Source organism: Azospirillum baldaniorum, assembly GCF_003119195.2.
GTDB classification, from domain to species: Bacteria; Pseudomonadota; Alphaproteobacteria; order Azospirillales; family Azospirillaceae; genus Azospirillum; species Azospirillum baldaniorum.
Genome location: NZ_CP022254.1, coordinates 909,365 through 921,254, shown reverse-complemented (window position 1 = coordinate 921,254; position 11,890 = coordinate 909,365). Strand labels below are relative to the sequence as shown.

Annotated in this window: 12 protein-coding genes and 5 tRNA genes; 5 read left to right on the top strand and 12 right to left on the bottom strand. The window is 68.9% G+C overall.

Annotated elements, in window-relative coordinates:
• Window positions 1–94: 94 nt before the first annotated feature.
• A complete protein-coding gene (locus tag Sp245p_RS18625; protein ID WP_051140500.1) occupies window positions 95–544 on the top strand; it encodes a hypothetical protein in 450 nt (149 codons plus the stop codon).
• A 108-nt stretch (window positions 545–652) separates the two neighbouring features.
• On the opposite strand, the gene Sp245p_RS36295 is transcribed toward Sp245p_RS18625, so the two are convergent.
• A complete protein-coding gene (locus Sp245p_RS36295; RefSeq protein WP_014197696.1) occupies window positions 653–781 on the bottom strand; it encodes a hypothetical protein in 129 nt (42 codons plus the stop codon).
• Window positions 782–935: 154 nt separating this feature from the next.
• On the opposite strand from Sp245p_RS36295, the gene Sp245p_RS18620 reads away from it, so the two are divergent.
• Complete coding sequence (locus Sp245p_RS18620) at window positions 936–1,436, top strand: hypothetical protein (protein ID WP_014197695.1); 501 nt, start codon at window positions 936–938, stop codon at window positions 1,434–1,436.
• Window positions 1,437–1,455: 19 nt separating this feature from the next.
• Here the strand turns inward: Sp245p_RS18620 and Sp245p_RS18615 are convergent, their stop codons facing one another.
• The 9 genes from Sp245p_RS18615 to Sp245p_RS18575 all read right to left on the bottom strand — a co-directional run bounded on the left by Sp245p_RS18615 (window position 1,456) and on the right by Sp245p_RS18575 (window position 4,354).
• Window positions 1,456–2,217: a Crp/Fnr family transcriptional regulator gene (locus Sp245p_RS18615; protein ID WP_014197694.1), complete on the bottom strand. Its 762-nt coding sequence runs from the start codon at window positions 2,215–2,217 to the stop codon at window positions 1,456–1,458.
• 246 nt (window positions 2,218–2,463) lie between these two features.
• Window positions 2,464–2,805, bottom strand: a complete 342-nt coding sequence (locus Sp245p_RS18610; protein ID WP_014197693.1) for a hypothetical protein — start codon at window positions 2,803–2,805, stop codon at window positions 2,464–2,466.
• Between the two features lie 120 nt (window positions 2,806–2,925).
• Window positions 2,926–3,411 (bottom strand): hypothetical protein, encoded by a 486-nt coding sequence (locus Sp245p_RS35815; protein ID WP_246119794.1) that lies wholly within the window; start codon window positions 3,409–3,411, stop codon window positions 2,926–2,928.
• 67 nt (window positions 3,412–3,478) lie between these two features.
• Complete coding sequence (locus Sp245p_RS18600) at window positions 3,479–3,688, bottom strand: hypothetical protein (RefSeq protein WP_014197690.1); 210 nt, start codon at window positions 3,686–3,688, stop codon at window positions 3,479–3,481.
• 153 nt (window positions 3,689–3,841) lie between these two features.
• A tRNA-Gln gene (locus Sp245p_RS18595) sits at window positions 3,842–3,915 on the bottom strand.
• A 1-nt stretch (window position 3,916) separates the two neighbouring features.
• A tRNA-Val gene (locus tag Sp245p_RS18590) sits at window positions 3,917–3,991 on the bottom strand.
• A gap of 35 nt (window positions 3,992–4,026) precedes the next feature.
• Window positions 4,027–4,103: transfer RNA gene (locus Sp245p_RS18585), tRNA-Asp, on the bottom strand.
• Window positions 4,104–4,202: 99 nt separating this feature from the next.
• Window positions 4,203–4,278: transfer RNA gene (locus Sp245p_RS18580), tRNA-Ala, on the bottom strand.
• A 1-nt stretch (window position 4,279) separates the two neighbouring features.
• Window positions 4,280–4,354: transfer RNA gene (locus Sp245p_RS18575), tRNA-Thr, on the bottom strand.
• Window positions 4,355–4,532: 178 nt separating this feature from the next.
• Between Sp245p_RS18575 and Sp245p_RS18570 the strand changes: the two genes are divergently transcribed.
• Window positions 4,533–5,882, top strand: coding sequence for a class I SAM-dependent methyltransferase (locus Sp245p_RS18570; RefSeq protein ID WP_244439466.1), 1,350 nt, complete (start codon window positions 4,533–4,535; stop codon window positions 5,880–5,882).
• Between the two features lie 88 nt (window positions 5,883–5,970).
• Here Sp245p_RS18570 and Sp245p_RS18565 read toward each other — a convergent pair whose 3' ends face one another.
• Window positions 5,971–6,444 carry an RT0821/Lpp0805 family surface protein gene (locus tag Sp245p_RS18565; RefSeq protein WP_014197686.1) on the bottom strand — a complete coding sequence of 158 codons (474 nt, stop codon included), beginning with the start codon at window positions 6,442–6,444 and terminating at the stop codon, window positions 5,971–5,973.
• Between the two features lie 236 nt (window positions 6,445–6,680).
• Here Sp245p_RS18565 and Sp245p_RS35810 point away from each other — a divergent pair, with 236 nt between their 5' ends.
• Both Sp245p_RS35810 and Sp245p_RS18555 read left to right on the top strand, forming a co-directional pair.
• Window positions 6,681–9,473, top strand: coding sequence for a carbohydrate-binding domain-containing protein (locus Sp245p_RS35810; RefSeq protein ID WP_014197685.1), 2,793 nt, complete (start codon window positions 6,681–6,683; stop codon window positions 9,471–9,473).
• Between the two features lie 52 nt (window positions 9,474–9,525).
• Window positions 9,526–9,702 carry a YqaE/Pmp3 family membrane protein gene (locus tag Sp245p_RS18555; protein WP_014197684.1) on the top strand — a complete coding sequence of 59 codons (177 nt, stop codon included), beginning with the start codon at window positions 9,526–9,528 and terminating at the stop codon, window positions 9,700–9,702.
• Window positions 9,703–9,866: 164 nt separating this feature from the next.
• Here the strand turns inward: Sp245p_RS18555 and Sp245p_RS18550 are convergent, their stop codons facing one another.
• Window positions 9,867–11,570, bottom strand: a complete 1,704-nt coding sequence (locus tag Sp245p_RS18550; protein WP_014197683.1) for a methyl-accepting chemotaxis protein — start codon at window positions 11,568–11,570, stop codon at window positions 9,867–9,869.
• Window positions 11,571–11,890 lie beyond the last annotated feature (320 nt).

Sequence of the window (11,890 nt, the reverse complement as noted above, 5' to 3'; positions counted from 1 at the left end):
ACTTTTCACAAATTCGCACTGGCGGTCCGCGGCCATCCATGTCATGAGCCACGTCCCGCAGGGGCAGTCCCGGCCCCGAGGCAGGCATCAAGCCATGACCAGACCGCTCCGCGCAAAGATTCTCCGTCCCGACCTCGATCCGGCCCACCGCAAGGGCGCCAGCGGGGAGAACCGCTGCCGCTGCTGCGGGCGGCCCGGCGGCGCCGTCGTGCGCTGCCTGCCGGACGGCCGCTGGTACGACGCCGCCGACCAGACCTGGCGCGACGGGCGCGGGCGGCGGGCGGCCTGGCCCGACGTGGTGGAGTATGCCGAGACCCGCGACGTGCAGGTGGTGGTGCGCCCGGTCCGCCCCTCCGGCAACCCGGAGGCCCGCCCGAAGAATCTCTGCCGCCGCTGCCACATGCAGGAGGAGGCGCTGCGCAACGCAATCCGCTCCCGCATCCGGGCGCGGATGCGCCGCGCGCTGGGCGACCTGTTCCTTGGCGACTATTCGTCGCCGGGCATCCTGGAACGCGCCATGGCGCTCTACCGCCGCAAGCCCTGAGTCCAAAGCGAACGTCCGTTCGCATTGGACTCACATCGCCTCACTCGCCGGCGGGCTTCGGCCGCACGTGCGGCCGGGACCGCCGTCGCGGTCCAAAGCGAGAGGTTTCTACACCGGTTCCTGCGGCTCGCCGGGCATCGGCGGGGCCTCCACCGGCTCGTCCGGCGGGGCGTCGGGCGGCAGCGGCATGGGGATCGGCACATCGGGTTCCTGCCGGGGCGGCGGGTAGGGGCTCATGTCCGGTCTCCGGTGATGGGGGTGGGGCCGTCCTGTGGAAACACCGCCTTCGCGCAATCGCTCCCTTGGTTCTTCTACCGGTGCGGCGCATGACCAAAATCAAAGCGGCGGACCGGGGCATCGCGGACAATGCCCGCGAAAGGATCGCCCGCCCATGCCCAGAAGCTTCATTCTCGCTCCGCTTGCCAAGACACAGGCCGATCAGGCGCTGCCCGTCGTCCAGACCCTGCACCGTGACATGACGCTGGACGAGTGGCGGCAGGTGGCCGCCCTGTTCCTGCAGGACGGCGGCGACGGCGGGGTGATGGCCTGCGAGATGAGCGACGGCCACATCCGCGGCCTGTTCTGCTACCGCGTCAGCGCCGAAGGGATGATCCGCGTGCTGACGGTGCCGATCTTCATCGCGGTGGGGCTGTTCGACGCCGCGGTGACCTCGGCGGCGCAGGCCGACGGCATCGACCTGCTGGCGCGCAAGCTGGGCTGCTCGTCGGTGGTGGTGGACGAGCGCGGCTGCGTCGTCGCGGCGACCGCGCCGAAGCTCGACGCCGCGGGCCTGTTCGGCCGGCTGGGCTACCGCCGGGTCGGGCAGGCCTTCGTGAAGGACGTGGCGGCGGGGTTCGGCGGCGAGGGCTATCCGGTGGCGGGCCGGGCCTGAAACGGACTGGAGCGGGGGATCAGGCGGCGGCTTCGAGCACCGCCGGATTCTCGATGCGGATGCGGTCGTTGGTCAGGCGGGTGATCGCCCCGGCGACTTCCAGCTTGCGCAGCACGCGCGACAGCGTTTCGGGGCGCAGGCCGAGGTAGGCGCCGATGTCCACCTTCGGCATGGGAAGGAAGACGCTGGGCGTGCCGTCGGCCAGCGGCCGCGACCGCCGCGACAAGGCGAGGAGGAAGCTGGACACCCGCTCCACCGCCGTCTTGCAGCCGAGCAGCAGGATCTGGTCCTGCGCCGCCGACAGCTCGACCGAGGTCATGGCGAGCAGCCGCCCCTGAACCGCCGGGTGCCGGTCCATCAGGCGGCGCAGCGCCGTCCGCGACATCCGGCAGACGGTGGAGGCGGTGACGGTCTCGGCGGTGTAGGCGTAGCCGCTGCCCACGGCCAGCCCGATCACGTCGCCCGCGGTGGCGAAGCCGGTGATCTGCTGCCGTCCGTCCGGCAGGGTCTTGTAGAGCTTCAGCATGCCCGACATGACGGTGAAGACGGCCTCGGCCTCTTCCCCCTCCATCACCACCGGGGTCGCCGACAGCAAGTCCAGCGGACGCGACGTCGTCGACAGGTCCGGCAGGTCTCCGGCGGTCAGGGCGCCACACAGCCCCTTGCTCCGCGCCGAGCAGCCGGCGCAGCGGCCGGTCACCGTCTCCGCCGCCCGCGTCGGCGGAGCGGGAATCGGCGGCGGGACAATGGCTGCGGTGGTGGCGGCGACGGAGAAGGTCATGGCTGTACCCCTGGGCTGTCTCGCTTCGGCGCCACGGAACGGCGCGCTCGCTTCGGACGTCCGGTCCAGACCAAAGCGCCAGACTTAGGTCTTGGAACCGAGCCAAAGGTATGAGTTATAACCAGGACCCGCCCTGATCTGGATCAACCGGACCCGGCATCGATGGGGCGATGGGGCGATGGGGCGACCGGACAAGGCAACGGCCCGGAGGGTGATCCGGGCCGTGAGGCATGGTTTCGCTGCGGTTCAGAGGGACCGGCCGGGCCGTCCGCGCGGCGGGAAGCGGCTGGAGGTGGCGCGCATGGTGCCGTCCGCCATCGGCATGGCCCCGGACTCGGCGTCCTCCTCGTCGCCGCGGTGGCGGCGGGAATCGCGGTCCGTAACCCGGGCCGCCTCGGCGCGGGAGATCGAGGATTCGAGTTCGCGGATGCGCGCCTGCAGGCTGCCGACGACCGCAGCACCCGCCTGACGGGACTTGAACTGTTCGAGATCCTGCTTCAGGCGGAGCAGCTGATTCTTCTGTTCCGGGAGGCTCGGCCCGTCGCGGCGCTTCGTCACGCGATAGACTTTTTCGTCGAATCGGTTCACTGCGTTTCTCCTGTCTGCTCTTAAGCAGATTGGGTCGACGCGCCGCTGCACCATCGTTCGAATGGGATAGGCCCTGCATTTCCACCGTTGGTGGCAGCGACGGTGGCGTCCTTCCGGCGCTCAAGGCATCCGCTCGTTGACGCTCCGTTCGGCGGCGACCGCGGCGGCCAAGGCGTCGCGGTAGCGGCGCAGCCGCGCGTAGGTCGGCCATGCCATGCCGACCAGCGGGTCGCACCAGTGCACCAGCACCATCAGCCCCATCCCGGCGAAGCCACCGATCAGCGTGCCCGAGAGCAGGCCGGGCAGGGCGCCCAGGATCCAGGGATCGGACAGCCGCCCGGCGTCGTAGGCCTGCAGGCCCGCCATCCCCAGCGTGGCCGCCAGCGCGAGCAGGACCCCGACACGGCCCGGCGCGTACCAGATCCGCAAGTCGTCCCGGGTCAGGCCGTAATCTTCGGGGACCGGCCGCGCCGCCGCCGCCGCGGCGCCGTCCGGGGGCGCGTCGCCATTCCGGGGCGTGCCGGACACCTCGACCGGCGTCCCGCCACCTTCGATCACCCGCCAGCGCCGCCGTGGGCAGCCGCCATCGTCTTCCAGCCGTTCCATCGCGCGATATTGCGCGGGCGGAGGGGATTCGGCAACGGCGCTGTTTCGCGGTGCTCCCGCCCGGAGTTCAGCCGGGGCGGCCTTCCGCCGACCCGGTGCCGGCAGCCGGCCGGAATCCGCCATCGGACAGCGTGGCCTCGCAGTCCGCCTCCTGGGCGTACTTCACGATGCTGCCGTCGGCCAGCCGCAGATCATAGGATGGGTGCCCACCCAGGGTCCGTGCGATCACCATGGCGTCCTGCCCATGATGCCGGACCTTCGTGCCCAGTCGCAGCATGGCTTCAACCCCCGCATCCCGTGTTTCGTTAACGAAACCTTACCCCGGGTTGCCGTCAACGGACGAGCAACAAAAAGAGGCATCGGAATGGGGCGGCGAGCCGCGATGACGGGACTGATGTGTGGCGGGGGGAGAGAAGAGAGAAAGGCAGTTTGGTTGGGGGACTAGGATTCGAACCTAGGTAGCCAGAGTCAGAGTCTGGAGTCCTACCGCTAGACGATCCCCCAATGGTGGTCCCGACTGGGATTGAACCAGTGACCCCTACGATGTCAACGTAGTGCTCTCCCGCTGAGCTACAGGACCAAACCGCGAGATGCTTAACCTAACCACAAGAAACGTGGCGCGAGTGACGGGACTTGAACCCGCGGCCTCCGGCGTGACAGGCCGGCGCTCTAACCAACTGAGCTACACCCGCGTCGTAGGCGACCTTCTAAAGAACAAAGACCGCCGAAGCAAGCACTAAATTCAACCTTACCCAACTTACTCAAGTCAACCAACCAACCGCCGAAGAAGTTGGTGGAGCCGAGGGGGATCGAACCCCTGACCTCCTCATTGCGAACGAGGCGCTCTCCCATCTGAGCTACGGCCCCATGGTGCTGCCAGAGAGGATTGAACTCTCGACCTCTCCCTTACCAAGGGAGTGCTCTACCACTGAGCTACGGCAGCGTCCGGCGGGAGCGGGTGAATAGCAATCCAGGCGGCCCCCTGTCAAAGGGAAAAATATCGAAGGGGGCATTTCTTTCTTTTCACCCCGGCGGAGCCCGCAGGCGGCGCTTGCATCCCGCTGCCGACGCGGGGCATCTCATGCCCCATACCGACCATGCCCGACCGACAGGTTTTCCCCGTGGATGAGGTTCTGACCGAGGCGCGCCGCCTGATCGCGGCGCGGCATTACCGGCAGGCGGTGCGCCTGCTGCGGGACACCGCGCCGGAGTTCGGCGGCTCCGCCGAACACGACCGGGCCGAGCACGACCGGGCCGAACGCGACCGGCTGACCGGCATGGCCGCTCTCGGCCGGCGCGACGCCGCGGCCGCCACCGCCGCGCTGCGCCGTGCCCTGTCGCGCGATCCGGGACACTCGGAAACCCTCTATCATATGGCGCAGGCCGTGCTGGCCGCTGGGGATCGCCTGCAGGCGGTGCGCTGGCTGGAGCGGGTGGCTTTGGCCGACCCCGCCTTCCCCGGCCTCCCTGAGGCGCTGGCCGGCGTCTACCGCCGCGACGCCCTCTATGAAGAGGCGCTGCGGGTGACGGAGGGGGCGCTGGCCGCCGGGAACCGGTCGGCGGACATCCTCTATGAGCGGGCGGTCAGCCTCGCCCATCTCGGCGACGCCGCGGGCGCGCTGGCCGTGTTCGACGAGCGGCTGGCCGACGATCCGGAGCATGCCGCCGCGTGGTTCGGCAGCCACGCCGTAGCACTCGGCCTGAACGGGGTGGAGGACGCGCTGCGCCGCCTGCGCCGGGCCGCGGACTGTCCGGGGGCGGCGGGCAAATACTGGGGCTTCCTGTGCGCCTACCTGCTGCTGCTGGGCCGCGACGCGGACGCCGGGGCGCTGTATGGCGAGAAGCTGGCCGGTCAGCCGAAACGCTTGGCGCTGGTGGAGGCGGTGACGGCGATTCGCCCGCACCTCGCCCCGGACGTGCGGCTGTTCGGCGTGGGGGCGGAGCTGTTGCGTTTCGCGCTGGAGCGGGCGGAGTTGCCCGGTCTGGTGCTGGAGTTCGGCGTGCGCCGCGGCACCTCGCTGAACCAGATCGCCGCTGTGGCCGGGCAGGCCGTGCACGGCTTCGATTCGTTCGAAGGGCTGCCGGAAGGCTGGGTCAACGCGCCGCGCGGCGTGCTCAGCACGGGCAAGAGCCTGCCGCCGGTGCGCGACAACGCGGTGCTGCACGCGGGCTGGTTCGAGGACACGCTGCCGCCCTTCCTGGCGGCCCACGGCGGCGCGGTGCGCTTCGTCAATGTGGACAGCGACATCTACTCGTCGGCGCGGACGGTGCTGACCGCCCTGGCGCCACGCTTCCGGGCGGGGACGGTGCTGGTCTTCGACGAGTTCATCGGGAACCGGACGTGGCGCGAGGACGAGTACCGCGCCTTCATGGAATACGCCGCCGAGTCCGGCGCGGCCTGGGAGATCATCGCCGTCAGCCCGCACACCAAGCAGGTGGCGATCCGGCTGACCGCGCTTCCGGTGTCATGATTCCGGCGTCATGACGTGGGCTCCCGCCCCGGCCGCCGTTTCCGCGCGAGAGCGGGAACGGCGGCCGGAGCAGGGGGCATGCCGGGTGTTAGGACACGATGCGCCAGCTGCCGTCCGGCTGCTGGCAGGCGGTGCCGTTGGCCCGCTCGGCCTTGCCGCCGACATAGACGGTCTGCTGGTACTCGCGGCAGTAGTTGCCGGAATTGTCGCGGCCGTCGCGGATCGGGGTGATGGTGCCGCGGTTGCCCGATTCCGGGTTGTTCCACTGGATGGTCGAGCCCATCGGCGCCGCATAGGCCTGGGTGGCGGCGCGCTGGGCGTAGCCCTCGTCCGCGCGGTCGAGCGACTGGCCAAGCTCGCTGCCGAGATAGGCGCCGAGCAGCGTGCCCACACCGGTGGTGATCAGCTTGCCGGTGCCGCCGCCGAACTGCGAGCCGATCACGCCGCCGGCCGCCGCGCCGCCGAGCGCGCCGACCGTCTGCTTGGTCCCGATGCCGCTGCCGCCGCTCTGGCAGGCGGCGAGCGACAGGGCGACAAAGGCGGTTACAGCGATCTTCTTCATGGGGTCTCTGCCTCTTGGTTCCGTATAAGCCATCAACACGTAAGGCTTCGCTTTAATCCGGGGGAGCCTGCGCTTTGGTGCGTATGACTCCCGTTCAACCGCCTCTCCCGTGATAGGCGGTGGCGGATACAAGCACGGACCCGGCGGCCCTCGCCTGTTATCAAAATGGCGCACAAATGTCCGGCCGGCCCCGCCATGCTCGCGGCCGTTGAGCATAAGAGCGAGGGAACCATCCAATGGCTTCGACCACCACGGGCAAGACCGACGCCAAGATTGTCGTGAGTGCCTATGGGCAGTCCGCCGGAGGCATCTGGCCGCATTTCCGCCTGTTGATCGACGGCGTCGAGGTGGGCCAGGCAACCGTCAACGCCACCAGCCCGACCGCCTACAGCTTCACGGTGCCGGTCACCGCGGCGCAGGCGCACAAGGTGCAGATCCAATACGACAACGACGCCCTTGTGAACGGCCAGGACCGCTCGCTGATCGTCAGCGGGATCTCCATCAACGGCAAGACCCACAAGCCGACCGACGCCAACGTCACCTACGACAAGGGCGCGCTCGACGGCAAGGACGTGGTGAAGGGTCAGTCCGGCATGTGGTGGAACGGCACGCTGGTGGTGGACACCCCGGCCTCCGACTTCCCCGCCGCCCCGGCGGCGCCGGTCGCCGGAACCTCGACCTTCGTGGTGAACGCGCAGGGTATCGCGGCGGGCGGCACCAACGCGCATTTCAATCTGATGGTCGACGGCAAGAAGGTGGGGGAGGGCACGGTCGGCACCGCGGCCAAGGACTACAGCTTCACCGCCAACGTGGCGCCGGATCAGGCGCACAAGGTGCAGATCCAGTACGACAACGACGCCGTGGTGAATGGCCAGGACCGCTCGCTGATCGTCAACAAGGTCACCATCAACGGCAAGTCCGTCTCCGCCACCGACAGCATCGTCACCTACGACAAGGGCGCGCTCGACGGGAGGGACGTGGTCAAGGGCCAGTCCGGGATGTGGTGGAACGGCACGCTGGTGGTGGACGCCGACAAGAGCTTCTTCGCGACCGGCGGGTCCACGCCGTCCCCCACGCCCACCCCGACTCCCACGCCGTCCCCCGCCCCGACCGGGCCGGCGATCTTCGTGGCGACCAACGGCAAGGACAGCTGGTCGGGCAAGCTGGCCGCTCCCAACGCCAACGGCACCGACGGGCCGAAGGCGACGCTGACCGCCGCCCGCGACGCCATGCGCGCCGACCCGAACATCGACGTGACCTATGTCCGTGGCGGCGACTACTACATGAAGGACATGCTCTGGCTGGACGGCCAGGACAGCGGGGTCCGCTTCGCCGCCTACGGCAGCGAGAAGCCGGTCTTCCACGGCGGTTCGCTGGTGGAGAACTGGGTGTCGCGCGGCAACGGCCTCTACAGCGCGCAGCTTCCCGGCGGGTCCAAGGCGGTGCTCGACCTGTCGATGGACGGTGACCGGCAGACGGTGGCCCGCACGCCCAACGCCGACCCCAGCCACCCCATCGACGGCGGCTGGCTGATCGCCACCAAGGCCGGGGCCAACGCCTACACCCAGTTCGGCTTCAAGGCGGGGGCGATCCCGACCTATTCGAGCACGGACGGGCTGATGGTCAGCGTCTTCAGCCAGCACGGCTACGACAACATGACCGTGCCGGTGAAGAGCATCGACTACGGCAGCAACACCATCACGCTGGCCCAGAGCACCTACGACGCGCTCGGCGCCGGCAGCCGCTTCTACCTGTTCAACGGCAAGGACCAGCTCGACACCGCACGGGAGTGGTTCTTCGACAAGGCGTCCAACCAGGTGCTGTTCAGGCCGGAAGGCGGGGCGGTCGCCGGGCATAAGGTGGTCGCGGCGCAGCTTCCCGTGCTGGTCGGGCTGGGCGGTGCCAAGAACGTGACGATCGAGGGGCTGACCCTGACCGACGGCGCGCCGGACGGCCACGCGGTCTATGCCAACAACGCCGCCGGCCTGACCTTCAAGAACAACACCGTCACCAACACCGGCTACGGCATCACGGTGGAGGGCAGCGCCAACAGCACCGTCACCGGCAACCACTTCGCCGAGACCGGGCGCGAGGCCGTCTACGTCAAGGCGGGGTCCAACTTCACCAAGGTGTCGGACAACCTGATCCAGCACGCCAGCGCCGTCGACCACGGCGGCGACGCGCTGTGGGTGAACGGCAGCAACGACGTCTCCATCACCCACAACCAGATCGAGGACACGCCGGGCAAGGCCATCGCGGTCGGCTCCGTCCAGGCCTCGGGCGACGCCACCTACCGGGCGACGATCACCCACAACAAGATCGTCGGCGCCAACCAGGAGACCAGCGACGGCGGCGGCATCTACCTGATCAACCGCCAGCAGGATCTGGCCGGGCACACCGTGGCCTACAACGAGGTGTCGGGCACCACCGCCTTCGGCAACGTGACCTGGGACGGCAAGGTCTCCCCCACCTTCCTCGACCCGACGAAGCTGGTGAGCTGGGGCATCTATCTGGACGACTGGACCAGCGGCACCACGGTGAAGGGCAACGTCGTCCACGACAACGTCGGCGGCATCTTCCTGCACGGCGGCTGGAACAACACGGTCACCGACAACATCCTGGCCGACAATCTGGGAACCCAGATCGGCCTGCAGCAGAGCGTCGGCTGGGGCGGCTGGAAGGGCACGCCGATGGCGAACAACACCATCACCCAGAACATCGTGGACGCCGGCGATGGGCGGGCGGTGGCCCTTGACGGGCCGAAGACGGCGGGGACCTTCACCGGCAACTTCTACGCCGACCTCGACCCGAACGAGGCGCTGTTCCAGGCTTGGCCGCAGGTGATGGCGAACGGCGCCACGGGCACGCTGGCGCAGTGGCAGGCCGCCGGCTACGACAAGGGGTCCTTCACCTTCGACCCGCAGTTCACCGACGCCGCGCACGACAACTTCGCGCCGGCCGCCGGCTCCGCGGTGTACCAGCACGGGTTCGATCCTCTGCCCTTCGACCAGATCGGCCTGCTGGGCTGAGGATCGCGACGAGCAAAGGGAACCTGGGGCGGGGCGGGAGCGTTATCGCGGCATGGACATCATACGCATCATCCTGGCGCTTCTGCTGCCGCCCGTCGGCGTCTTCCTCCAGGTGGGGTTTGGCGCCCAGTTCTGGATCAACGTGCTGCTGACCCTGCTCGGCTACATTCCGGGTATGATCCACGCGCTGTACGTCATCGTGAAGTACAAGGACCGTTATCCGGCGTGAGGCCGGGGTGCTTCCTGTCTTGGGCCCGTTTTAGCCCTCTCCCCTCCGGGGAGAGGGTGGCCCGAAGGGCCGGTGAGGGGGTTGCGCTTGTGCCGGACGTGGCGCCACGCGCAACCCCCTCACCCTAACCCTCTCCCCGGAGGGGAGAGGGAATATTCGCCTCATTACGCCGCGCGGACCTTCGCCAGGAAGCCGCTGACCTCCGTCCGCAGACGCGCGGCGGAACGGCTCAACTCCTGCGCGCTGCCCAGCACGCGGCCCGCCGCGGTCCCGCCCTGCGAGGCGGCGCCGCTGACCTGCACAATGGCGCCCGACACCTCCGCGGTGCCCGCCGAGGCCTGCTGGACGTTGCGGGCGATCTCCTGGGTGGCGATGCCCTGCTGTTCCACAGCCTGGGCGATGTCGTCGGCGATCCGGCTGCTCTCTCCGATGACCTGGGCGATCTCCCGGATCGACTGCACGGTGCGCAGGGTCACGTCCTGGACCCCGGCGATCTGGGCGGTGATGTCCTCCGTCGCCTTGGCGGTCTGGTTGGCGAGATTCTTCACCTCGCTTGCCACCACCGCGAAGCCCTTGCCGGCCTCACCGGCGCGGGCGGCCTCGATGGTCGCGTTTAGCGCCAGCAGGTTGGTCTGCTGGGCGATCGAGTTGATGAGCTGCACCACCTCGCCGATCTTCTGCGACGTGCTGACCAGACCTTCCGCGGTCGCCTGGGTGTCCTCGGCGTTGCGGACGGCGCGGTTGGCGATGTCGGCGGACTGGCGGACCTGCTGGCCGATGCTGCTGACCGACCCGGCGAGTTCCCCGCAGGCGGTGGCCACCGATTCCACGTTGGCCGTCGCCTGGGTCGCAGCGGTGGCGACGGTGCCGGCCTGATCGTTGGCGCGTTCCATGGTGGCGTTCAGCGTCTGGGCGGCGCCCTCCAGCTCGGCGGCGGCGTGGGACACCAGCTCGACGATGGAGCCGACGCTGCGCTCGAACTGGTCGGCCAGCCCGTTCATCGCCTCGCGCTTCTCGGCCTCGGCGCGGCGTTCCGTCTCCTCCTTTTCCGACTCCATGCGGCGGGCGCGGACCATGTTGTCCTTGAAGACCTGCACGGCGCGGATGATCTCGCCGACCTCGTCGCGGCTGGTCGCCTGCGGAACCGCGATGGTCAGGTCGCCCTCGGCCAGCTTCAGCGTGGTGTCGGTCAGGCGGCGCAGCGGCCGCACCGTCAGGATCGACCACCAGGCGAGCCCGGCGCCGAGCAGGACGGTCACCGCGCACAGCGAGATCATCAGCACCTGGAAGCTCTCGGACACCGTCCGGGCGTGCTTGGCCACCGCCTGGCTCTCGGCCTCCTGGAGGTCGATGAAGGCGTTGATGCGGGCCAGCCACTCGGTGAAGCCGGGGCGGGCCTGCTCGACCAGGATCTTGACGGCGCGGTCGGCGTCGCCGGCCTGGCGCGCCTCGATGACGCCGCGGGCCAGCGGCAGGGTCTTGGCTTCCGTTTCCTTGATGGAGGCGAGGATGTCCCGTTCCCTGGGGGTGATGTGGGTGCCGACGGCGAACATGCGGTCCATCTGCTCGGCCGAGCGCGCGTAGTCGGCGGCCAGCCGGTCGATGGTGGCGAGTTCGGCCTTCAGCGCCGCGGCGTCGGACAGGAGCGTGACGTCGCGCAGGCTGATCGCCCGGTCATGCACGCTGCCGCGGAAGTTGATGGCGTAGCGCTGCTTGACGTTGTTGACGTCGTTGATGGTCGAAAGGCTGTCGTTGATGCTGTTGACCTTGTAGATGGCGATGGCCGCCAGGGCGACCATCAGCACCAGGATGCTGGAAAAGCTCAGCATCAGCCGAAGGCCGACCTTGGCGTTTCGGAACCAATTCATTGTCCACACTCCCGCCGGTCCGTGTCGTCGAAGACTCGTTGGATGCCGCCGGTCGCCAATGGCCCCCTTTGGGGTGACCCATCCTGCGGCGGAACCGACGATAGCACCAAAGAGTTGATACGGATTTTCCGAGAGTTTGGATCAAAAGGAAAATTTTTCAGGAGGCGGGAAGGGATGGCTGGGTTGTGGGATTTGTCACAGAAAATCGCCGCCCGTCCGGCTACAGTCGCGCGCGTTGGAAGCCCCCTCTTACGAGACCCCGATGGCCGGACCCATGCTCAAGCTGTTGCTCGCCCTGTTGCCGCTCGGCGCGTCGCTGC